The organism is Microcoleus sp. B6-A1 (genome assembly GCF_036705085.1).
Classification (GTDB): Bacteria; Cyanobacteriota; Cyanobacteriia; order Cyanobacteriales; family Microcoleaceae; genus Microcoleus.
Genome location: NZ_JAUBTU010000039.1, coordinates 39897 through 63601, shown reverse-complemented (window position 1 = coordinate 63601; position 23705 = coordinate 39897). Strand labels below are relative to the sequence as shown.

The window sequence follows — 23705 nt, the reverse complement described above, 5'->3', positions numbered from 1 at the left end:
GAGAGCATCTCAATGAAAGCCGCCCTCCGCTAGAAATTCGAGTTAGGAGTCAGGAGTCAGGAGCCAGGAGAAAAGAGTCAGAAGGAAGAAGGAAGAAGGAAGGAGCCAGAAGAAGTGTTTTTACAAATATGAGATGCTCCCGAACGCAGAGACCAAAGAGGGGAGAGAAAGAGCAAAGTAGAAATTTATTGATATGAGTTTAATTTACTTGAAACGGGAAATATTGAAATGAGATTGTTAAAACCCTGGCGTTTAGTTTTATTAAGTATAGTTTTTGGGATGGCTGTAATTTTATCAAATTGCGGCACTCCCTCAAACACGGTTAGCAATAATTCTCCAACTCCGCCAACTCCTGCTGCGGTTCCGGCTGGGGCTTTAGTTTACGGTGCTGGTGGGCCGCCGATCAATCTGGAACCGGGAAATATTACTGATGGCAATTCGGTGATTGTTATCGACCAGATTTACAATCGCTTGACTGATTTCAAACCGGGAACTGTGGAACTTGAACCGAGTCTGGCTACTGAATGGTCAAGTTCTAAAGATGGTAAAACTTGGACTTTTAAGTTGCGTTCCGGGGTAAAGTTTCACGACGGTACGGATTTTGACGCGGCAGCTGTTAAGTTTAATGTGGATCGCTGGTGGGATGCGAAAAATCCTAACGGTTTTCGAGAAGCGGGCAAGAATTATCCGATTTGGAAAAATCTTTTTGGCGGGTTTAAGGGAGAAAAAGATTCTTTAGTAAAAGATGTGGCGGTTGTTGATAAGTCTACAATTAAATTTGTTTTGAATCGACCTTTTGCTGCTTTTCCCTCGGCGATAGGTTCCGCTTATTTCGGGATGGCGAGTCCGGCGGCGGTGAAAAAAGCGGGTTCTAAATACGGCACTCCGGGGTCGCTGGCGGTGGGTACGGGGCCTTTTGTGTTTCAGGAATGGCGATCGGGCGATCGCATTGTTTTGGAGAAAAATCCGAATTATTGGAAAACTGGCACGCCAAAAGTCAATCAATTGGTAATTCGTTTTGTTGATGATCCGGCGGCGAGACTGGCTCAGTTGCGAGCAGGACAACTTGATTTTACTGTGGATTTAACGCCGGATCAATTGCAAGAAGTTCAGGGAGATCCTAATTTAGAAGCTGTTGTGCGACCTTCTTTTAATGTCGGTTATTTAGCCTTAAATCCGAGTTACGAACCTTTGTCAAAACCAGAAGTCAGGCGGGCGATCGCCCAAACAATTAACAAGCCAGCAATAGTTCAAGCTTTCTGGGGAGAACTCGGAAAACATGATTCGCAATTTCTCCCGCCTGCGCTGAATTGGGCGGCGTCCGATCAAGTTAAAGATTATGAATTTAACCCGCAGCAAGCTAAAGCAATGCTCGCGAAAGCCGGTTATCCGAACGGTTTTGATTTGGATTTGTGGTATATGCCCGTCAGTCGTCCCTATTTTCCCACGCCGAAGCCGATTGCTGAGGCTTTGGCGGCGGATTTGAGCGCGATCGGGATTCGGGTAAAATTGCTGACAAAGGATTGGTCTGCTTATTTAGCCGATCGGCTTAAACCTCCCGGCTTTCAAGCTTTTATGTTGGGTTGGACGGGCGATTATGGCGATCCAGACAATTTTTATTATCCTCACTTCGGGCCGGGTTCGACGGCGGATTTGGGAAATTGGAAAAATCCGAAAGTTCTGGAACTTTTGGATCGGGGGAGGGCGAGTGGCGATAAAGCAGCTAGGGCGAAAATTTATGCGGAAGTTAGCGAGATTTTGCATGGGGAAGCTGTGCGTTTGCCGATCGTACATTCGCAGCCGCTTTTAGGGAAACGCAAGAATATTCAAGGTTGGATTCCGAGTCCTTTGGGATCGGAGTCTTTTGAGGATGTTAGTAAGTCTTGAAAACGGCGGGTTTTACCTGCATATATTGGTGTAGGGGCGGGTTTTACGAGAAATATATGAAATAATTTAGTAGATTCATAAACCCGCCCTCTTCTCTTCGCGGTTCCCTAATAAAAGGCGGGTTTATCCATATCCTTCGTTACTACAAATATTTTTCGTAAAACCAGGCCCTACCAACCATATAACGATATGTGAAAATGCAGCCAAATCCGAGCAGAGCGAATCTCTATTAAAAAAATGATTAATTACATTATTAAACGTTTGCTGGGACTATTGCCAGTCCTGTTCGGAATCACTCTGCTAGTATTTATATTTTTGCATTTGATACCAGGAGACCCAGCTACAGTGCTTTTGGGAGAACGGGGAACTCCCGAACAGGTAGAAATCTTGAGATCCAAATTAGGTCTGAATCAGCCTTTACCTTTGCAATATTTGGCGTTTTTATGGAGTTTGCTGCGCTTGGATTTGGGAAATAGTATTATTAGCGGTATTCCGATAATTGATGAAATTATAAGTCGCTGGCCTGCTACTTTTGAACTGTCTGTGGTGGCGATGTTGGTGGCACTTGTTATCGGAATTCCGGCCGGGATTTTGGCGGCTGTTCGGAAAAATAGCTGGCTGGACAATCTTGCGATGAGTGGTTCGTTAATTGGCGTATCTTTGCCGGTGTATTGGTTGGGATTGATGTTGATTTATTTGTTTGCGGTTTATCTGAAATGGCTGCCTCCTAGCGGGCGCATTAGTGTAGATTTGGGGTTTGGTTTTAAGTCGATTACGGGTATTTATGTTTTGGATTCGTTGCTGAGATGGGATGTGGTGGCTTTGCGGGATGCGATCGCCCATTTAATCCTGCCAGCTTTGACTTTAGGAACTATTCCTCTGGCTATTATAGCTCGCATCACTCGTTCTGCGATGCTGGAAGTGCTTTCTCAAGATTACATCCGCACTGCGAGGGCGAAGGGATTGCCGGAATATTGGGTGATTTTGAAACACGCTTTAAAAAATGCGTTTTTGCCGATCGTCACAACTATCGGTTTGCAGTTCGGCACTCTTTTAGGGGGCGCTATTCTGACTGAAACGATTTTCTCGTGGCCGGGAATTGGTTCTTGGATTTATAGCGGTATTCTGACGCGGGATTACCCAATTGTCCAAGGAGGAGTAATTTTTGTGGCTGTAACTTTTGTACTGATTAATCTGGCGGTTGATATTTCCTATGCTTTTTTCGATCCGAGAATTCAGTACCGTTAATCAAAAGGAAATCAGACACGAAATGCTTGTTTAACATCCGGCCGCAGCAAGTAGTAAATGCTAGCTACTGCAAAACCCAGAGTTAAAAAATTGACTGCTGTACCGCCGCTGCCAAACATTTTGACAATTTGCGCCAGGATGGCGATGATATGGACAATTAACGTTCCCGTCCAAGCCCAATTTTTGAGTTGAAACAAACCCCAAGTTAAGAGTAAAGAGAGGAGGCCTAAAATAAAACTAATTCCAGCAAAAATTGCAATGAAGCCGCCAATTACAGTGCCAACTTTTGCCCCGCCGACAGCCGCACCGAGACCGCCAAAAATGCCGGCAAAAAGTAAGATGAACAAGCCGTCAAGCAGACTGAATACGCCGCTAATTAGCTGCAAGATTGCCAAAACTGTTACGCTTTGAGGACGATTCATTATTTTGATTTTCCATTTTTAAGGGGATTTGAAAAATATTTTAACCTGTTGTGGGCACAGGGCGGATATGTATTCACGATTTACGTACCGCTACCTGGGAAACCGAGTTTCTGCGCGGATTCTTCGCGGACAAACCTGTTATTTCTCGCAGAACCCGGGTTTATGAGAGTCAGCGTCTTAAGATTGTGTCGTTACGAGCTTAGCACTGGCCGATCCCGCTGCGATCGCTAACACGAGTCCGCAATGACCTACTGTAGTCGATCGCCCGCTGCCCGATCGGCCTTTGTTGCTGCTGAGGAGCACGCCCCGATCTCCCAAAAATGATATTATTTATTAAAATATATTTTTATTTGCCAGCAGCCGGGAGCGATTTTGTTTAGATCCACCTCTTTTGGCTGAAAAAACTTAACATTTTTTAATAACTTGCAAAGATTAGCTATAATTGTTTACAGGTGCTGGTTGGGGAACTTTTTATAAATCACCCGATCGGATGAGTCTGAAAGACGATGCCAAGCATCAGCAAAAATTTTACCTTTAAGGTAATCCTGAGATTAAATTAGGTGAGTCGGTATGATCGTTAGCCCTAAAAAGGAAACTGCTCAGGTCAAGGTGGAAGATACTCAGACTGTAGACACCAAGGCCGCAGAGACCAAAATTGCAGATAACAAAACGCCCCAAAAGCAGTCTCCGAAGAAACCCGCGCGCAAACCGCAGCGGTGGGCGATTGGGTTGGTTGCAGCCGGGTTGCTAGCTGTACCGACCACCATATATATAGCAAAAAGTCGATCGCAGCCGAAAGTAGATGCGATCGCAACTATGACAGTGCCGGTGGAAGCGCAAAACCTCACGGTGCGGATCACGTCGAGTGGCACCGTGCAGCCCGTACAGCGCGTGAATCTCAGCCCTAAAGGCTCCGGGCGCATAGCAGAATTATTTGTCGAACAAGGCGATCGAGTCGAAGCAGGACAAATCGTGGCCCGCATGGAAAGCCGCGATGTAGAAGCTCAACTAGCTCAAGCCAAGGCCCGCGAAGCCAGCGTGCGAGCCAAACTCGCCAAAATCGAAGCCGGGAATCGATCGGAAGACATCGCCAGCGCCCGAGCGCGCTTAGAGCAAGCCGAGGCCAGTCTCGCGCAAGTCCAAGCCGGTAGCCGCGTTGAAGAAGTTGCAGGAGCCAGAGCCCGCTTGCAGCAAACTCAAGCTGGCTTACAGCGACTGCGAGCCGGCAGTCGCGTTGAAGAAGTCAGCCAAGGGCGAGCTCGTTTAGCCCAAGCTCAAGCTCGTTTAGCAGATGCTCAAACCGGCAGTGTCAAACAAGAAATTGCCCAAGCACAAACGCAAATTGACTCGAGTAAAGCCCAAGCCGAACTAACAGCTCAACGGGTAGAACGCAATCGGCCGCTAGTGGAAGAAGGTGCTCTGGCTAAAGATAAACTGGATGAATTAATTAAAGAAAATCGTACTGCCCAAGCTAAATTAATAGAATCTCAAAGACGCTTGCAACAACTGCAAGAAAGTCGGGAGTCGCAAATTCAGCAACTGCAAGCTGCTGTGCAAGTCGAGCAGCAAGCATTGAACCAATTGCAAAACGGCACGCGCTCGGAAGAAATTGCCCAATCCGAAGCAGAAGTTGCTGAAGCAAAAAGCAAATTAGCGCAAGTAGAAAACGGCAACCGTCCAGAAGAAATCGCCAAAGCCGAAGCAGCAGTTGCTGAAGCCAAAAGTCAATTGGCCGCACAAGAAAACGGTTCTCGACCGGAAGAAATAGCTCAAGCTAAAGCTGAATTAGCCGAAGCTCAAGCTCAAGTCCGCTTTCAAGAAGTGCAGTTAGAAGATACGAAAGTTCGCGCTCCTTTTGCGGGAATTATTACCCAAAGATACGCCATCCAAGGAGCTTTTGTAACTCCCGCAACTTCTGCCTCGGAAGCTACTTCGGCAACTTCGACATCGATTGTCGCTTTAGCTAGAGATGTGGAGGTTTTGGCGAAAGTCCCGGAGGCTGATATCAGTCAAATTAAACCGGGTCAAGTAGTTGAAATAGTGGCTGATGCTTATCCCGATAAAGTGTTTAAAGGTCGCGTTAAATTAATTGCACCGGAAGCTGTTAAGGAACGGGATGTGACGCTATTTCAAGTGCGAGTTGCCATTGATACGGGCAAAGAGTCGCTGCAATCGGGAATGAATGTTGATTTGAGATTTGTTGGTCAAAAGCTGAGCAATGCTTTAGTTGTGCCGACGGTGGCAATTGTGACTAATAAAGGTCAAACGGGTGTCCTAGTTCCCGATGAGAAACAGCAGCCGAAGTTTAAGCCTGTTACGGTGGGCTCGACTATTGGCAACAAGATTCAGATTTTAGAGGGTGCCGCAGCGGGCGATCGCGTTTTTACCGAACTTCCTCAAGGTAAAAAATTAGAGGATATTATCAAGAATCAGAAATAGGTCATAGGGCATGGGGCATGGGGCATGGGGCATGGGGCATGGGGCATTATTTATCTCGATCGCTCTACGGTGTTTTCCCACCCGGAGATCCCCCCTAACCCCCCTTAACAAGGGGGGGACAAGAGCAGTCGAAGTCCCTCTTAATAAGGGGGATTTAGGGGGATATAGACTCGGCTACAAGCGAGTTTATTATGGGTTTAAATATTAAGTTGACACCAATAATCCCAATCCCAAATCCCAAATCCCAAATCTAAAATCTAAAATCTAAAATCGAATAATCCAATCCCAAATCTAAAATCTAAAATCTAAAATCGAATAATCCTCATTCCCTAATCGAAAATCTAAAATCCAAAATCTAAAATCGAATTATGGATATTGTTGAAAGCGTCAAAATGGCTGTCACAACTTTGATGGCAAACAAGCTTCGCAGCACCTTGACGATGTTAGGAATTATCATCGGCAATGCTTCTGTCATTTCGATGATCGGTATCGGGGAAGGAGCTCAAACATTTATCGAGGGACAAGTTAATTCTCTGGGTTCAAACTTGCTATTTATTATTCCCGGAAGTCCTGAAGCACAAAGCCGCCCGGTGATTCCGCCCCAGACTTTAGTAGTGGAAGATGCAGAGGCGATCGCATCTCAAGTTGCTTCTGTCCAAGAAGTCGCACCAACTCTCAATGACAGTCAACTCGTTACCTACCGCAACAAAAATGTCTCATCTTCTATTGTTGGAACTACGCCAGAGTTTCTGACAGTCAGAAGCTTTGATGTTGCCCAAGGTCGATTTTTAAACAAATTAGATTTAGAAAGACAAGAAAATGTGGTTGCTTTAGGATCGGAAGCTGCCGAACAATTGTTTGGCAATACACAGCCAATTGGTCAATACATTCGCATCAAAAACTCGACTTTTCAAGTGATTGGTGTCATGCAGGCGAAAGGCTCAAGTTTTGGCGACAATCAAGATATGAATGTTTATTTGCCGCTGACAACAATGGCTAACAGAATTGTTGGTCGCTCGTCTCCCTACGGTACAAAAGTTACATTTATTTCGGTTGCTATCAAAGATGAAACTATGATGCAAGCGGCCCAGTTTCAAATAGAAAATTTGCTCAGGTTGCGTCATAAAATTACTAAAGAAGATGATTTTACTGTTCGCAACCAGAAAGATTTAATGAATACTTTGGGCAGTATTACTGGTGCTTTGACGTTGATGTTGGCTTTCGTGGCGGCAATCTCGCTGTTTGTCGGCGGCATCGGGATTATGAATATCATGCTGGTTTCTGTTACCGAACGTACCAAAGAAATTGGATTGAGAAAGGCGATCGGAGCTTCTCAGCAAGATATCCTGATTCAGTTTATGATAGAGTCTGTGATTTTGTCAGCGGCAGGCGGGGCGATCGGCACTGGATTCGGTATCGGCGGCGTCCTTTTAGTAGCTGCTTTTACTCCCCTGCAAGCTAGCGTTTCCCCAGTGGCGATCGCACTTGCAGTAGGTGTTTCCGGCAGCATCGGCTTATTCTTCGGCATTGTACCTGCAAAACAAGCGGCTAAACTAGATCCGATTGTGGCATTGAGAAGTGCTTAAGAAGTCATTAGTCATTAGTCATTAGTCATTAGTCATTAGTCATTAGTCATTAGTCATTGGTTATTTGTTGGTTTCAATTACCAATGCCCGATGCCCGATGCCCAATTCTCAATTCCCAATTCCCAATTCCCCAAAGTATGAATTTTATTGAAAGCGTCAAAATGGCCGGTCAAACGCTACTAGCCAACAAAACTCGCAGCAGTTTAACCATGATCGGCATGATTGTCGGCAACGCCTCAGTAATTGCCATGATTGGAATTGGAGAAGGAGCTCAAAAATTTGTAGCAGGACAAGTTCAATCCCTGGGTACAAACGTATTAATCGTGAGGCCTGGAGTACCGAACGCTAGGCGAAGTACCATCTCAAGTGCGCCTCAAACTCTCGTATTGCCAGACGCAAAGGCGATCGCAACTCAAGTCCCTTCCGTTCAAGGCGTGTCAGCAGAACTTAACAGTTCAGAGATTGTTCGCTACAGCAACAAAAATGTTTCGTCTCTAATTTTCGGCACAATTCCAGAGTTTCTAGAAGTTAGAAGCTTTGAAATGGCAAAAGGGCGGTTTTTGACCGAACTTGATGTTAAGCAAAGTAACCAAGTTGTGGTGCTCGGTTCAGAATTGGCCGAGAAACTTTTTGGCAATACAAATCCCTTGGGCGAACAGGTGCGGATTAAAAATGTCAGCCTCAAAGTAATTGGAGTATTGGCGCCCAAAGGCACATCTTTTGGTACGAATTTTGATAATTCCGCCGCTGTGCCGATCGCCACAATGGCCAATCGCATTGTCGGGCGCACATCTCCCTACGGTTTGGCTGTCACATCGATATTTATTTCGATTAAAGATGAATCGCAAATGGACGCGGCGCAATTTCAGGTAGAAAACCTGCTGAGATTGCGGCACAAAATTACTACCGAAGATGATTTTACTGTCAGAAATCAGAAAGATTTAATGGCAAGAATGGGGGCAATTTCCGGCGCTTTGACTCTGATGTTAACTGCTGTTGCCAGCATTTCCCTATTAGTCGGTGGCATTGGGATTATGAACATTATGCTTGTGTCTGTTAGCGAACGCACTCAGGAAATTGGGCTCAGAAAGGCGATCGGCGCATCTCAACAAGATATCTTATTTCAATTTATTGTCGAAGCTGTAATTTTATCAGCCGCCGGAGGGATAGTCGGTACTTGCGTAGGTGTGGGTGGTATCTTGATTGTAGGTAATTTCACGCCCTTGCAAGCTGGAATATCACCCGTGGCGATCGCCCTTGCGGTCAGTGTATCCGGTGCAGTTGGCCTATTCTTCGGCGTTGTCCCCGCCCGCCAAGCGGCAAAACTCGACCCGATCGCAGCTTTGAGGAGTGCTTAATAAATATCTACTTACCTTGGTTACAAAATACGCTCATTTTATGATATCGGAATATGGGTTATATAAAAATTTTAAAAAAGTATTTTTTTGTAAAGATTTAACAAAGTTGCACTGTTTGAGCATTGGTAACAAGTTAAGCCTGTATGGCAGTTGTCAAGGGGGTTTGAGAAGATATCTCAAAGAAATATCGATCGGAGCCTCGCTGTCGATCGGGGCTCATGTGCAACAATTAACTTAACATTGGGCTTTCGTTGAGATTTAACAATACCTAAATCCCGATTTTCTCTTCAAGGCGAAATACTCCATCGGGTCAGTTGCCTTTCCTTGTTGGCGGGCTACATAAAAATGGTAAAGACCCCGGTAAATCATCTCTAATGAAATCGAATCTATTGGTAAAGAGAGTTGGTCAGCAACGGCATTACCTAAATCGACCAAGATTGCATAAAATATCCAAGTTCCCCAAATTTGAAGCTGAACGCCATTGAGAGAACCCGTCCACAAATAACTTAATCCCAACAGCCTTTTTACGGTATTGAAAGCTTCTTCAATCCTCCAGCGCCTGCGATATAAATCTGCCACAACGTAGGGTGGTAAAACTTGAGGTTCAAGTACGCTTAAGGAGGCAGGAAAACTTAAAAATCTCTATCGACATGGCTTGTTGAGTAACTGTCGTGGGTCGGCACCACAAAAAGCCTTATCTTGCTAACATTCTTGTGAGTTCTGTTACTCCGGCTACCTCTCGCCACAGCAAAGTTAATACTGCTGCTACCATCAAGGGTAGGTTAAGAATTCTGGCTCGTAAACCCGGTTGACGGTAGTAATTTTCTTGTGAGGTGATGGCTGGTGTTAGTAATGCCGATAGTTGCGAGGCAATCGCATCATCTTCCACCATCGGTCTTGTGGTTTTTTTGGCGTGGGATCGGTTGGTCTTTTGACTCTTAGCCATATTTACTGACCTACACAATCGCTCAATTATTTGTCAATTATATCGTTCGATCGTACCAACTCTCGCAATCGATCGTCCTCGCCCCGACGCTCGAAAGTACACTTGTGGTGCAACCCGGGATCGATCGCCCGCCACTGTTATCGATCGCCCGCCACTGTTATCGATCGCCCGCCACTGTTATCGATCGCAGTGCCACGCCAATCGAGCCAACAACTTATTAATAATGATAATCGCGCCCTTGCGTGGGAGAGTCTGCCACAGGCGGACTCTCCCACCCTTACCCCTTGTTTGATGATCATTATTATCCAATTATATTTATGCACAAAGGGGTATTGACAGAATCTACTCCTTTTGTTGAATTATCATTATCCAATTATATTTATGCACAAAGGAGTATTGACAGAATCTACTACTTTCTAACTTGTTACCAAGGCTGTTTGATGAACTTTTGTAAATAGTATTTTGAATTACATTTACAGCGCAAAAGTTCATCAAAAACCCATTAAATGTTAAAGATTTAATAAACCTTTATTGTGGCGTTTGCTTACGAACAACAAAGTTTAATAATATTAAATCTGGGGTAAACAGACTTAAGCATCTACTGACAGTAGGAATCTATGCGCTTTAATCAAAATATCCAATAAATCAACATGGCATCCCTGACCCATAGTCCTCAATTTGACTATCTCGAAGGAACCACCCAACCAGACATATTTAACGCTTTGGATGGCAACGACATAATTTATGCCAACAGCGGAGACGACTATCTCGAAGGCGATGTCGGCAAAGACAAAATCTGCGGCGACCAAGGTAACGATACTATCATTGGCGGTGCAGACGACGACATTCTCTGGGGAGGCAAAGGCAGCGACCTAATTGGTGGCGATGCCGGCAACGATATCATCTATGCAGGCGCAGGTAGCGATACCGTGAGCGGCGGCACAGGCGATGATATATTTGCCATTGCTAAAGGCAGCGGTGGCCCAACTGTAGCAACAGCCGACTACATCGCCGACTTCGGCAACGGCAATGACAAAATTCGATTGCTAGATGGCCTCACCTTTGAAGATTTAAACATCCAGCAAGGCACCGGAGTCAACAGCAACAGCACCGTAATTCAAGACAAACTAACGGGCGAGTATTTAGTAGTATTGCAAGGAGTCAACAGCAACACAATCAACCGCGACCAATTCACAAATCAGCTATCGGGAAACCCTGTCATTGAGTGGAACGGAGTCATGCTGAATGCAGTGCGGACAGCCAACACCGCGCCTCCCCTCGCCTCCCGCAACATGGCAATGGTTCACGCAGCCATTTACGATGCTGTTAACTCGATCAGCAAAAAATACAGCCCTTACCAGGTCAACATAGATGCACCAGCAGGCACATCAGCAGAAGCTGCCACCGCCGCAGCCGCCCATCGCGTCTTAGTCAGCGTCTACCCAGCGCAAGCAGCCACATTCAACGAAGTATACGCATCGTCTTTAGCTAAAATTACCGATGGCAAAGCTAAAGAAGACGGGATTGCCCTCGGACAGCAAGTTGCTGACCAAATTATCAGTTCGCGGAGTACAGACGGCATCACAAAAGTAGTGCAGTACACCCCCTCAACCAACCTTGGCAGTTGGGTGCCGACTCCCCCCGCCCTTGCCCCCGCGCTGGCACCACAGTGGGCAGAAGTTACTCCCTTTGCCATGACTAGCGGTTCTCAGTTCCGCCCGGTCGCCCCGCCCGCCCTTGACAGCGCGCAGTACGCAGAGGAAGTTAACTACGTCCAAGAAATCGGCAAAAGTGACAGTCTTACGCGCACCGCAGACCAAACTGTGATCGCCAAATTCTGGGCCAACGGCGCTGGGACGTTTACCCCTCCGGGTCACTGGAACCAAATCGCCGAAGAAACAGCGAATCTCACTGGTCAATCCTTAGAAGATAGCGCCCGCTTGTTCGCCCTGCTGAATATTGCTCTCGCCGATGCAGCTATTAGTTGCTGGGATGCCAAGTACCAGTACAATTTATGGCGGCCGGTGACAGCTATCCGCCAAGCTGACACAGACAACAATCCCGAAACGACAGCCGACCCCCTGTGGACTCCGCTGCTAACTACTCCACCGTTCCCTGAGTACACGTCGGGCCACAGTACCTTTAGCGGTGCGGCAGATCCTGTTATGAGTTCTGTATTTGGTTCGGATTACGGCTTTGCTGATCGGGGTGATCCATCTGTCAACACTTTGCGAACCTATCAAAACTTCAGCGAAGCGGCCGACGAATCGGGCCTGAGTCGCATTTACGGAGGCATTCATTTCATGAGTGCTAACGTAAATGGTTTAAGTGTGGGTAGAAATGTGGGGAATTATGTTGTCCAGAATTTCTTAACAGCCTAGGAAAGTTGGGGCGGGTTTACAAGATTGCTGAGATGTTGCACCATTTTCAATAATCTTTTTAGGAACGGGCAAGATGCCCGTTCCACAAAACTCAATTTTATTGTGGAACAGGCATCTTGCCTGTTCCTAATTATTCCAGCAATTCCACAGTGCCGAGATAGCCATCTACTCGGACTTTTTGACCGTCTCGCAAGCGAGTTGTAGCTTCAGAAATATTCATAACTGCGGGAATTTTGTACTCGCGAGCGATAATTGCTCCGTGAGATAGTTGGCCGCCAACTTCGGCGATAATTGCTGTTGCTCCTAATAGCAGCGGTGCCCAACCTGCATCGGTGTATGGGACTACTGCGATCGCATTTTCTCCTAAATCCGTGCTCGCGGTGCGGCAAATCTTGACAAAGCCTTCGACACGGCCAATACTTGCGGGAATTCCCTGGATGATATTAGTTTCCGATGTTGCGGAGTCGATCGCCCTTGTCTGAGAATTTGGCAGCAAATTGCCGTAGACAACAGGGGGAATCGGACGATCGCGATCGGCTACCAGGCGATCGCGCCTTTGGCTAATTGTATCCTGAAAAGAAACACTCGCGCCGCTACGAATCCACTGCTGAATTTCCCCAAATTCCAGATAAAAAATATCCCCGCTTTCGTGAAACACCTGCATTGCCAATCCGCAAGCTTCAATCTCCAAAAAAGTCCACCGTAAATGAGCCAACAACCGCGCGTAAATTTCGCTAATTTCGTTTTTGACAAGCGCTCTTTCTTGACATTTATCTAATCGCCACTTCTGCGAAAAAGTCAATCCTCTTTCACGCTTTTCAACTAAATTTGTTGCGCCTTTTTGAGCCATATTTATTAGCAACTTTTGATAAACTTCCGGTTGTTCTCGCCAAGTAGGAACAGCAATATCCGTCCCCACCTCGCTCAAATATCCGTAAATATCAAGCCACTTTTCAAAGTCGGCTTGTAAAGCCGGAGTTGCCGCAAATGTCTGTGCTAAATCTGCGACTGAACCAGTTTCGTCAGGCTGGGAAACAGCAGCTTGCCGCAATTTCTGAGCCAACTGCTGTAAAGCTCGCACCGAAGCAATTTCAGGAGCGCTGTCATTAGCAAGCCAGTCATCATCAACGCGAAAAATTGCCTTGCGAATAGCCAGCCCGATCGGCCCTAATATATTGTAGTAAGTAATCGGTTTCAGCCACTCCTGAATTTGCTCCGCTCTCTCCAACAATTCCGTTAAATATTGATAATTGGGCATTGGGCATTGGGCATTGGGCATTGGGCATTGGGCATTGGGCATTGGGCATTGGGCATTGGGCATTAATATTCCTTTTGACTCATCCTCCATAATTAATCCGTGTATCCGTGTCAAAATCCGTGTCGTGCCGGCCTTCTCCAGACTTTGCAGTGCCGGGAGGAAAATAGAACTACGATCGCCCTTAAATTCTGCATTGAGCGCCCTCTCTCGCTGCACCAGACGCCACAACCCAGGCAAAGAAGGCAAAATCTTCCCCAAAGGCGGCTTGCCCATTTTTTGCCCTCTGAGCAAAAATTCCAAACCCTGCTCCGGCAATCCCATCATCCGAAAAATTTCGCCCAACAAAGTCGCATTAAAATAGGCGTGAGAACCGAGCAAAGTTGCCGTTTCATTAAAGTTTAAGCCGATCGCGCGATCGCCCAAAACCACCTTGAATATTTCTCCCCAAACGCCGCAAGTCAGCGGCCGATTAATCGACCAAGTTAGCGGACGAATTGCACCGGGAATCACTTCCGCTGCAATAGTACGCGTCCAAAAAGGCTGCAAATTAGTAATTGGGCGGCTTTGCAAAATCCAAACTTTTTCCCCGTCCCAACTCCACTCAATATCCTGCGGAATTCCGTGAAAAAATGCTTCAATCGCTTGGGCTTGTTTCACCAATTCTGCTAAAATCGATTGAGCAATAATTGAATTACTTTGAAGTTCAGTTAATTTTTTTTCTAAGGATTCAGGTTTACTAAAATCAATTTCTAAATGAACCGGAGTACATTGGCCGCCGACAACAGATTCTGCTCCTCCCGGTAAAGCTTCTATAATTACCTGGGAACCACCATCTAAAGGATTGCGGCTGAACATGACTCCCGCCAATTCGCTGTCAATATAAGGCTGAATTAATACAGCCATTTGGGTGTCGGGCAATTGTCGCTGTCGGCGATAAGCCACAGCTTCGGAAGTCCAATAAGACTGGCGGCAGCGATTAATGCCGTCGAGTAATTCTGCTTCAGTGAAAACAGGGCCAATAGTTTGATATTGTCCGGCGGCCGAACTCGTATCGCCATCTTCTCCCGCAGCAGAAGAACGCACAATCATTCGATTTTGGATTTTGGATTTTAGATTTTCGATTAAAGAATTAGGAATTGACAATTCCTCACTATTTCCTCGATGCCCGATGCCCGCTTCTTGTGATAATATCCAACCAGAGGGTACATTAAACCCGGCTCGTTTGAGTTGAGACAATTTAGCAGCTTTATCGCCGCAGATTGCAGCATCTAACGAGTCATCAAGAGAAAACAATTGATCTGATTTAGATAAAGCCATATCATCACCTTGACTGAAATTAATTGCTGCTAACAACAAAGCTAATCCTGCTGCTGCTAAAAATTCGGGCATTGATTGTCGCCACACCCAAACCCAAATTGGCGTGCACAGACACCCGCAACGGGAAGCAAAGAGTCTCGCCCGATCGCCCTCACCCCACCACCGCTGTGCCAAACCCCACACCAGCAGCCCCCAAATGCCCGATGAAACAGCCACCGGCGGCGAAAATACCAAAAGACCCCAAACAGCGTTGGTCACGCCTCCACCTCGGGCGATCGCATATCTGCCTGCAACTAGAGGAATTAACAGGGCGATCGCGATCGCAGGTGCATCCGGGAAGTAAAATCGCCCCGCCAAAACCGGCAAAATACCCCTGGCAATTTCCGCCAACACCGCAGCAATTCCCGCTAGTTTCCCCCCGTGAATGAAAGCAGCAGACACACCCACATTCCCCGTGCCCAGCGCCCTCAAATCTCGGCGGCTAAACACTCGCACCGCCCATCCCGTTAGCGGTAAAGCACCCAGACTGAAACTAGCAGCCAACAGCCATGCTATTGTCCCCAACGGCATAAAATCTGCTCTCCTATTTTCACGCTCTAAACATTATGACGGCAATTATGTCAATTTTTCTGTCTTCCGATATATCAACCAGACGGCATTAACACTTAAGATAATATAAAAGTAGAGTAGATAAGGATTTAACTATCATGACAGATGTCAGCTTGACGACCCCAATAGCAGTTCTTGTCGCTGGCTTTATTGCCGCAGTTACGATCGGCTCGATCGCCTGGTACAACTCCAAGCGTCCCCCCGGTTGGGAATCCAAAGAACGCCCTGATTTTGTACCGAAAGTTGATAAAGACGATTTGATTGCTGATGTTTCTGACTCGAAACGTAAATAAAACAAAGTTTCTTTAGAGGAATAAAAGCAGGACTTGTGCATTATTAATGAGAAAACTCGGTCATTACCAGTTGTCATTGCTAGCCAGAGCGCGGCAATTTCAAGGGTTCACCTTTCCATTTTTGGCGCAAGTCCTATAAATCTCAAATCCCCAATCTAAAATCTACAATAAGGTGCGCCCCTAAGCACCCTACATATACAGGACTAAGGCTAAAAAGTAGTTTTAGACGATATATATAGCGTAAGGTGCGTCCAGCGCACCTAGAGATTCTCCGTTCAAGACAGATATAGAATTTCTGCCTAAGTCTTGTGAATATAGTGTAGGGGCAATTCTGAAAAAGCCCCTACAAATCGGCGATACCGCGCAAGTTCTGCTAGCTTATTTTTGCAGCGGATTGAGTTTCGTCACCGAGCTTTCCTTGGCATCTTCAGCGCTATCTTTCAGGAAAGCAGAAGCATCCTTAACAGCGGCGCCTACTCTCTCTAAAATATTGGCATCGGGATCGCTGCGATCGAATACGGGTTGAGCCTTAGCCGGCTGTCCGTCTGGCGCTTCTAACAGAGTTTTATCTCCGCCGAGTTCGAGGTCGAACTTGTCAGTTTCCATCGGTGCAGAACCCGGATAAAGCAGCTTTGAGGAATTAGATTCAGCGGTAGTCGAGGCCAGGAGACGATCGCCTACAATCGACAAATCAGCCCGATTCTTTTCTGCTTTAGCAGGCGATTGATTGACTTTAGGGTCAGTAGACATTTGATAATTCGTGTATCCATCTCCACCGGCCTTGTGAGGGTTATTCATTCCTCCCATTTGAACGGGAGGATTCTCTGGCCGAGCACCTCGAACATCGCCGGGATTACAAGCGGTGCTGGTAAACAGCAGCACACCTGCCATAAATACAGTCAAAAATTGAGTCAAAAATTGACCGATACGCAGTCTTTTAAAAAAAGCAGTTACAGTGTTCACAAAAATTTCCCGATTTTTTACTACTACTTGTCAAGAGTAAAAGTAAACTCCCCATGCGTGCCTCTAACGGCGGTGATATTTTGCTGCGGGTTGCTATCGACTTTTTTATAACTTTAGAGGGATTTCATAAACTGCGGAGATTTTGCCCAAGCAAAGCATAATGGTAGGGTGCGCCAGTTCCAATAGTTGCTGGAATTGAAGAGATTTTTTGTTTCTGACACACCCTACAAGCTCTTAATTAGGGAATTTTTCGACTTTCGCTTCAGCTTGCAAAGTCAGCAAACCAGCTTCCACATTTAGCTGCTGAATTCGCAGGGACATTCCCTCAAGTTCAAAATTTCGCAAGTTTAAAACTTCACCAGCTTTGTCCGCCAAAGCTTCAGTTAAGTCCGGCGAAAATTCCTTGTTTTCGGGATACTCGACATCCTGAAGAGAAATTGCCCAACCGCCCGCTGCGATCTGAGGTTTTGATGTAAAATAAATTTTTTCAGTTGAGGCAGTTTCCTGCACCAATACCTCAGCATTTAAAGCGATTTTTCCGGCTAGCAATTGGCACTCAATAGTTTTAACGTCTATTGTCTGCTGTTGTCCGTCAACAGTAACTTTTAAGTTTTTCAGTTTCCTGCTGATGTATTCGGAATTAAAAGCGCGGTTGATATCGCTTTCTGTTAAAACAGCGCGCGCCGCACCGAAGGCAGGCCCGTTCAGTTCAATTTTGCCAAACATAGCGGTGAGGGGATTGACAGCAATATCCTTTATGTGAATTTGCAAATCTTCCACGCGCAAATCTTGTTGCATTACCAACCCTGTGCCCTCAACGGCAACCGCCTCTACTGAACCCTGGGCTAGCTGGATCGGATCGGTGTTGACTGTGACAGACAAAGTTTCTGATTCGTCTAATTTGCTAGCAATAGCAATCTCTGCCACTTTGTCGATCGCCTGTTCCCCTAAACTTCTATTTTGTTGAAGCACGCTCAGAATTCCTAATAATATTATTGTTTAAAAATAGTAGTTAATACTTAATAAAGTATGCGTCTTCCTCTCGGCAGGTTTCTCGTCTGAAAAAAACTTAGCCAAAGACAGAGGGTTTCCAGCAAATTGCTAAAATTAATCAGGTACTCTTCGGCGCACTCTACATTGACAATCAAGCATCCAGGATACCCGCCACGTGATTCATCCGTCCAGAAATAAAAAACCTGTATCCGATGAAACTTGCCGAACGTATTGATCTCGCGCAAGTCAATGCTTCAATTCTTTAATCTAAAATCTAAAATCTAAAATCGATTGACTCGGTGGCGAAGCGGTGAAAAATCAAAAACTTGGATTTTTGCCAAAAGTCTTTTCGAGAAGTTCGATCGCCCGGTACAATTAAGTTAAGAGCCGGCACCGCCATTTGCAATGAATCCAGAATCAACTCTCGCTAGACTACAAGCTACACTTCCCGACGGAAAACTGCCTTCTAGCTACGGGGTATACTTCAAAAACACCCTAGTAGCCCTATGTCACGCCCTAGAAGACCACATTTTGCAAACCAGTGGCGGGGACAAGAACGAACTCCAACCCTTAGTTTTGGTAACGTTTCAGCAGGGAAAATGGTATTTACAGGAAGCCGATCGCTACCTAGATATTGCTAATGCCTCTCGGCGCGTTGTCATAGGTGCAGTAGCCGACAGCGGTTTTGCTACCCACAAAACCGGGCAATTAGAAAATGTATCTTTAATAAATCTCGATGAGAATGACCCCATAATCGAAGAATGGAATTTAATCATCCTCGCCCCGACATACAAAGCAATGGTGCTTTGCCGCGAACTTTCAGCCCAGGAATACTTGCCAGAAGGCAAGCCTGAAGTAGATACAGAACGAAAGTTCTACGGTTTGTGGTCGTTTGACCAGTCTTTGGTGTCGGCGGCTGCAGAAATTTTTATAGAACAGACGCGACATTACAATTCTCCCCTGGCCGACACTTTGCTGGAAATGCACCACGAAATCCTGGCAACCATTGGCCCGCCCTTGGCCGACATTAGTGGCGTGGTATCGCGGATAGTCACTTACCTGCAAAGTTCTCAGCAGCAAATGGTAGCAATTAACCGCCAAACCCGCGAGTTGTGGGAATTGGAAGGTCAAGCTTTGCGCGTCAGCCGGAATTTGAACGCTAACAAACTTCAAGCTTTTCTACGCATGGCCCAGCGCGTAGACGAACGCGATACCGCAAACCCCACAGCGTCATTGCAGGTGGCGGCTTTGTCGGAAACTTTGGGTCAACTGCTGGATTTGCCGGCTTTGCAGTTGCGGAGGCTGCGGCTGGCTGGATTGCTATTTCGAGTCGGCTTAGTTTCTGCCCCGAATGAGGTGTTCGATCGCACTCCCGATGCTTTTGACGAAGCAACTTTCTCGTTTTGGCGCGATCGCAGTTTCATTGGTTCCCAACTGCTGCAAGCAATGCCGGAACTAGCACCCGTAGCGGAAATTGTCAAGCATAAACTCGAATATTGGGACGGCAGCGGCAGGCCAGAGGGTTTGCGAGCCGAAGCGATACCGATGACTTCGCGGATTTTGGGGTTGGTCGCTTATTTTCAAGAACTGACTCAACCGCGTGGCGATCGTCCCGCTTTGAGTTTGAGCGAAGCTTTGGAAGAGTGCCGGGAACTGTCGGGCACGCGCTTCGATCCGGCTTTGGTGGAAACTCTGGGCAACGTCGTCAGGCTGGCAGAAATGGGTTTGATGGAGTTACCAACTCGCCCTAGCCAACTGCCTAACGTGTGGTTGGAGGATTTGGGCGATCGAACGACCGCGACCGCTCCGGCATTATAAAATAACTCGACTGTTGACTGTTGACTGTTGACTGTTGACTGTTGACTGTTGACTGTTAACCAACAACTGACAACCAACAACTGACAACTGACTAATGACTAATGACCTCGAAGCCATACGCCAAGGCAAAATTTTGATGTTGGCCGGCACTGATTTAGCCGGCAAAGACTTAGCCGGAGCCGATCTCGCCGGTGCTAACTTGTCTCAAGCCAACTTGAGTGGAGCTAATCTCGCCGGCGCTAACTTGCAGCGGGCCGTATTGCGAGCCAACCTCCGCGGCGCTGACTTGAGCGGCGCTAACCTGCGAGGGGCAGATTTTCGGAATGCCGATTTGCGGGGAGCTTCCTTCGCTAACGCTTTAGTCCGCGACGCAAGTTTTGGGGGTGCTTTTTTGACGGGGGCATCCATCGGCAATTTGGATTTGAGCGGTGTCGATTTGCGCGGTGCCGATTTGCGGGGCGCTGCTTTGGCTAGGGCAATTTTGCTTGGTGCCGATTTGAGCCATGCTAATTTGTCCGGCGCTGATTTGTCAGGAGCTGACTTGGAAGAAGCGATCCTGAATGGAGCCGTACTGCGCGGCGCTAACCTGACGGGGGCTAATTTGCTTTGCGCCATGATGGAAAAAACCCTTTGGGATGGAGCTTTGCTCGATCGCGCCTGTCTCCAAGGTACCCCCCTGAGCCCTTAAATTTCAACAATGTTGTTTTGAACACAGACAAAAAACAAGATCTGCTTATGAGGTGAATAAGCACAAGCGATTTTTACATTTCTTAATATGAGGTTATAATGGCGACTGTAGATGAGCAAACGAATAAATGGTAGCAGCTTTGTTTAGCGGTACATCCTTTCAAGGTCAAAGTGGCGATCGCCTTGTTAGTAAAGTAGCAGGAGCTGCGATCGCAGCCTTATTCAAGCGTTCTGAAAAGGCCGAGGCCAACATCCGAGTCGAACCAGTAGCCAAACTCTTGCAGGGAAGCATCGACGGTTTCGACTTCGTTGGCAAAGGTATGTTGATGTACAACGGCCTTCGCATAGAAGTGATGGAACTCTATCTGCAAGCACTCTCCATTGATTTTGGGGCGATTTTTGCAGGTCAAGTGAAATTACGGCAGCCTACCCAGGCAAATATGCGAGTAGTCTTAAGTCGATCGGATTTAACCACCTCATTCAATACACCTTTTGTAGTTGAAAAACTCCAGAAGCTGAAGTACCAAGAGCAATCTCTGCACTTTCAAAACACTGAAGTCAGCTTCGGAACCGACAAATCAATTCGGCTTCAGTCCGAAATTACCGTAGGCGATGCCAGCGAACCGGTCAAAATAGATATTACTGCTCAATTGCAAGTTGAAGACAGACGCAAAATCCAATTTGTCAGCGTTACTTACGGCGGTGACGAGCAAGCAGTAGACTTGGGTCAAGCTATAATTGCCCACGTAAATAACTTGCTAGACTTAGACAAATTTGCCTTAGAAGGCACTCAACTGCGAGTAGACCGCTGCCGAGTTCAGAACGACGAGCTGGTTTTCTACGGTTGGGCTGGTATCGAACAGTTTCCCAAAGGCAAGCGCTAAACCTCACCAGGCTGAGGTTTGCCCAGCCATCTAGTTTGGAAAAAGAGCATTTTTCAGTTAGCAAACAACCCGCACCGGCGGGTTTTGCTTTAGATATTAGATGGGAGGAAAAATCTAAGATCTAAAATCTCGCATCTAAAGTCGATCGAGGCAAAATCAGCACAGAGGTTGATTCGAGCGGGCAAATTATTTTGATAGATTTAAATAATAAATTAAACCACCCTCAAGAATAAAAATGCTCGGAATTTATTTATTTTGTATCTACGTCGCAGTATTGTCCGTGTTTGCTGGCTCCAGCCCCCGCAGCCCTGAGAAATGGTGGGTAGAAATCGTCACAGATTTGCCCCGCTGTACCTACTATTTTGGCCCCTTCGACACCGACAAAGAAGCCTCCAGCAATATTCCGGGCTACATCGAAGACCTAGAAAGCGAGAAAGCCAAAAGAGTTAGCATCCGCATCAAACGCTGTCAGCCTTCGGAACTCACGATTTGCGACAGTGAATTCTCAGAGGGTATCGCGGCTTAAGAATTTTGATAGTCCAGACTCCAGAAACCGGGTTTTTTGACTAAAATACTCCCTCTCTCGCGAGGGGTATCTGTTAAATAACCCGGTTTCTGAGCGTCAAGAGTGCCTAAGTTTTGTTTGAGCTTTCAATTACCTCAAGCCTCAACAATAATATTAAGCCTCATCTTGTCCTAGTCCTTACCTTGCGGAGTTTGTATTTGTAGTGGTGGCTTAAAAGTCGGCATCTTCTCCACCAAAATGCAGATTTTATGAACCATTAACTGCCAAAATTTATCGGGATCGAATCAGCACTGAGGATGAGCCGATCGCTCTCGTTGCGTTGATAAATTGAGAACAGTAAAAACTACTTAAGTCTTCTCCGAGGTAAATATGTTTGAAATCTCTATGTTGGGTATGTTTTTCACAGCTTTTTGGGTGCTAGCTCAACCTGCTAGCAGCACTCGACGCGACGAATGGTGGGTAGAAGTGGATACAGATTCCCCAAAGAGTACCTATTACTTTGGGCCCTATGACAGCAGACAGGAAGCTTCCGACAACTCGAACTACTACATCCGAGACCTGGAGAACAAAGGAGCTAAAAAAATTAGCATCAACATCAAACAAGGTAGTCAACCTACTCAGCTAAGAGCTAGCGAAGAGTCTTGAGAAGGTGGGAAAGTGCAAATTACGGGCGAATAAAATTTGAGTTGTTAACAGGGTTTTTTTCAAATGAGATCGCGCTGGCATACACTAGGGACACAACAATGCTGTGTCCCGATGAAATAGTGAAGAAAGAATCTTATTTGCGTCCGAGAAATGCACGCTTTTTCAAAGCACCATCTGATTGAGATTACTGCGAGGATTAAAAGTGCGATTTGCTTTGATTTTTTCATAGCATTCGCGTTCTACACTGCTAATTTCTTTCGGTGGCACGATCGCAATTTTTACTAACAAATCAGTCCGCTCGTCTTTCTTCGGTTTCGGCCATCCTTTGCCCCGCAACCGCAAAGACTGACCCGAACGAATCCCGGCTGGAAATTTCACAGTGATCATACCTTCTGGCGCCGGCACTTCAATTGAAGCTCCCAACACCGCTTCGTCGGGAGTTATCGGCACTTCGCAGACCAAATTCTCTCCCTCAAACTGGAAGAAAGCGTGAGGCAACACTTCTAATTTTAGGTACAAATCTCCCTGTTGCTTGGTGTATGGGTCAACTTGACCTTTACCTTTTATCCGAATTTTACTGCCGGTTTTCACTCCAGCAGGAATCGAAACTTCCCCCGTGGCGACTCGCTTAGAAGTTCCCCGAAATGCTTCCCCCAGAGTCAGGGAAATGGCGACCTCGGTGTCGAGAGAGCTTCCTGCGGTGCGGTTTTCGTACCCCGCGAAATCTTCAAATCCGCCAAACCCGGTGGGCCCGCCGCTGGTGTTGCGGTAGTTGCTGTAATTCCACTTGGCGTTGCGCGCATTACCCGGACTACTACCCGCGCGACCTAACAAGGCATTGATAAATTCGTCAAAACTGCCGTACTCGCTGAAGTCAACCCCGCCAAAGTCTACATTCGTACTGCCCCCGCCCGGCCATCCACCTGGAGTTGTGGCAGCTTGCTTCCAGTATTGACCGTATTGGTCGTATTTTTTGCGTTTTTCAGGGTCTGAGAGCACTTCGTAAGCTTCGTTTACTTCTTTAAAACGAGCTTCGGCTTCTTTGTTGCCGGGGTTCATGTCCGGGTGATATTTGCGGGCTAGTTTGCGGAAAGTTTTTTTTAATTCGTCAGAAGTGGCAGTTTTGTTGAGTCCCAAAATAGCGTAATAGTCTTTAAAATCTGTTGCAGCCATTAAGCAATCCCCTCTTTATTAGTTGTTATTTGTTAGTTGTTAGTTGTTAGAAAGAATAAATCCCAAATTAGCCGCAGGATGGCGCATTAGTATAATGCCAGGAGCCGAAGTGCCTGCGACATCTCATTCAAATTATAGGTTATCAAAGGTTGGGACTCGATCGAGTTCGGTTGTTGCTGGGCGTTCGATCGCAATTTCCGCACTCCGCTGCTGTTTAAGATTTTATAGCATTCGGCTCTCTCGTGCCCAAGGGAGCCGGAGCAGCCGCATCT

At 46.5% G+C, this 23705-nt stretch carries 17 protein-coding genes and 1 pseudogene; 12 read left to right on the top strand and 6 right to left on the bottom strand.

Annotated features, from left to right (window positions below):
• The first annotated feature begins 228 nt into the window (after positions 1-228).
• Together QUB11_RS16400 and QUB11_RS16395 are read left to right on the top strand one after the other, a co-directional pair.
• The gene (locus tag QUB11_RS16400) at positions 229-1887 is read left to right on the top strand and encodes an ABC transporter substrate-binding protein (protein WP_333198979.1); all 1659 of its coding nucleotides are present in this window, start codon (positions 229-231) and stop codon (positions 1885-1887) included.
• 237 nt (positions 1888-2124) lie between these two features.
• Positions 2125-3135, top strand: a complete 1011-nt coding sequence (locus QUB11_RS16395; protein WP_333198977.1) for an ABC transporter permease — start codon at positions 2125-2127, stop codon at positions 3133-3135.
• Between the two features lie 11 nt (positions 3136-3146).
• Here the strand turns inward: QUB11_RS16395 and QUB11_RS16390 are convergent, their stop codons facing one another.
• Positions 3147-3557 carry a hypothetical protein gene (locus QUB11_RS16390; protein WP_333198974.1) on the bottom strand — a complete coding sequence of 137 codons (411 nt, stop codon included), beginning with the start codon at positions 3555-3557 and terminating at the stop codon, positions 3147-3149.
• A gap of 570 nt (positions 3558-4127) precedes the next feature.
• Between QUB11_RS16390 and QUB11_RS16385 the strand changes: the two genes are divergently transcribed.
• From QUB11_RS16385 to QUB11_RS16375, 3 genes are all read left to right on the top strand, one after another.
• Positions 4128-5996, top strand: a complete 1869-nt coding sequence (locus QUB11_RS16385) for an efflux RND transporter periplasmic adaptor subunit (protein WP_333198971.1) — start codon at positions 4128-4130, stop codon at positions 5994-5996.
• A 368-nt stretch (positions 5997-6364) separates the two neighbouring features.
• Positions 6365-7582, top strand: a complete 1218-nt coding sequence (locus QUB11_RS16380; RefSeq protein ID WP_333198969.1) for an ABC transporter permease — start codon at positions 6365-6367, stop codon at positions 7580-7582.
• 137 nt (positions 7583-7719) lie between these two features.
• Entirely contained in the window at positions 7720-8940 is a 1221-nt protein-coding gene (locus tag QUB11_RS16375) for an ABC transporter permease (protein WP_333198966.1), read from the top strand.
• A 133-nt stretch (positions 8941-9073) separates the two neighbouring features.
• Here QUB11_RS16375 and QUB11_RS16370 read toward each other — a convergent pair.
• Positions 9074-9832 (bottom strand): annotated as a pseudogene (locus QUB11_RS16370) (transposase).
• Between the two features lie 704 nt (positions 9833-10536).
• Between QUB11_RS16370 and QUB11_RS16365 the strand changes: the two are divergent.
• Positions 10537-12267, top strand: a complete 1731-nt coding sequence (locus QUB11_RS16365) for a phosphatase PAP2 family protein (protein WP_333198963.1) — start codon at positions 10537-10539, stop codon at positions 12265-12267.
• A gap of 130 nt (positions 12268-12397) precedes the next feature.
• Here the strand turns inward: QUB11_RS16365 and QUB11_RS16360 are convergent, their stop codons facing one another.
• Positions 12398-15412 (bottom strand): glycerol-3-phosphate acyltransferase, encoded by a 3015-nt coding sequence (locus tag QUB11_RS16360; RefSeq protein WP_333198961.1) that lies wholly within the window; start codon positions 15410-15412, stop codon positions 12398-12400.
• 137 nt (positions 15413-15549) lie between these two features.
• On the opposite strand from QUB11_RS16360, the gene psb35 reads away from it, so the two are divergent.
• Entirely contained in the window at positions 15550-15744 is a 195-nt protein-coding gene (gene psb35 / locus QUB11_RS16355; RefSeq protein WP_333198959.1) for a photosystem II assembly protein Psb35, read from the top strand.
• A gap of 378 nt (positions 15745-16122) precedes the next feature.
• Here psb35 and QUB11_RS16350 read toward each other — a convergent pair whose 3' ends face one another.
• The gene (locus QUB11_RS16350; RefSeq protein ID WP_333198957.1) at positions 16123-16707 is read right to left on the bottom strand and encodes a DUF6658 family protein; all 585 of its coding nucleotides are present in this window, start codon (positions 16705-16707) and stop codon (positions 16123-16125) included.
• 234 nt (positions 16708-16941) lie between these two features.
• Positions 16942-17679: a DUF2993 domain-containing protein gene (locus QUB11_RS16345; RefSeq protein ID WP_333198955.1), complete on the bottom strand. Its 738-nt coding sequence runs from the start codon at positions 17677-17679 to the stop codon at positions 16942-16944.
• A 426-nt stretch (positions 17680-18105) separates the two neighbouring features.
• Here QUB11_RS16345 and QUB11_RS16340 point away from each other — a divergent pair, with 426 nt between their 5' ends.
• The 5 genes from QUB11_RS16340 (at position 18106) to QUB11_RS16320 (ending at position 22260) form a co-directional block, all read left to right on the top strand.
• A complete protein-coding gene (locus QUB11_RS16340; RefSeq protein WP_333198953.1) occupies positions 18106-19518 on the top strand; it encodes an HD domain-containing phosphohydrolase in 1413 nt (470 codons plus the stop codon).
• Between the two features lie 94 nt (positions 19519-19612).
• Positions 19613-20206, top strand: coding sequence for a pentapeptide repeat-containing protein (locus QUB11_RS16335; RefSeq protein WP_333198951.1), 594 nt, complete (start codon positions 19613-19615; stop codon positions 20204-20206).
• A 127-nt stretch (positions 20207-20333) separates the two neighbouring features.
• Complete coding sequence (locus QUB11_RS16330; RefSeq protein WP_333035730.1) at positions 20334-21089, top strand: DUF2993 domain-containing protein; 756 nt, start codon at positions 20334-20336, stop codon at positions 21087-21089.
• Between the two features lie 235 nt (positions 21090-21324).
• Positions 21325-21615: a DUF1816 domain-containing protein gene (locus QUB11_RS16325; protein WP_333198949.1), complete on the top strand. Its 291-nt coding sequence runs from the start codon at positions 21325-21327 to the stop codon at positions 21613-21615.
• Between the two features lie 369 nt (positions 21616-21984).
• Positions 21985-22260, top strand: coding sequence for a DUF1816 domain-containing protein (locus tag QUB11_RS16320; protein WP_333198946.1), 276 nt, complete (start codon positions 21985-21987; stop codon positions 22258-22260).
• Positions 22261-22422: 162 nt separating this feature from the next.
• Here the strand turns inward: QUB11_RS16320 and QUB11_RS16315 are convergent, their stop codons facing one another.
• The gene (locus tag QUB11_RS16315) at positions 22423-23433 is read right to left on the bottom strand and encodes a J domain-containing protein (protein WP_333391194.1); all 1011 of its coding nucleotides are present in this window, start codon (positions 23431-23433) and stop codon (positions 22423-22425) included.
• Between the last annotated feature and the right edge of the window lie 272 nt (positions 23434-23705).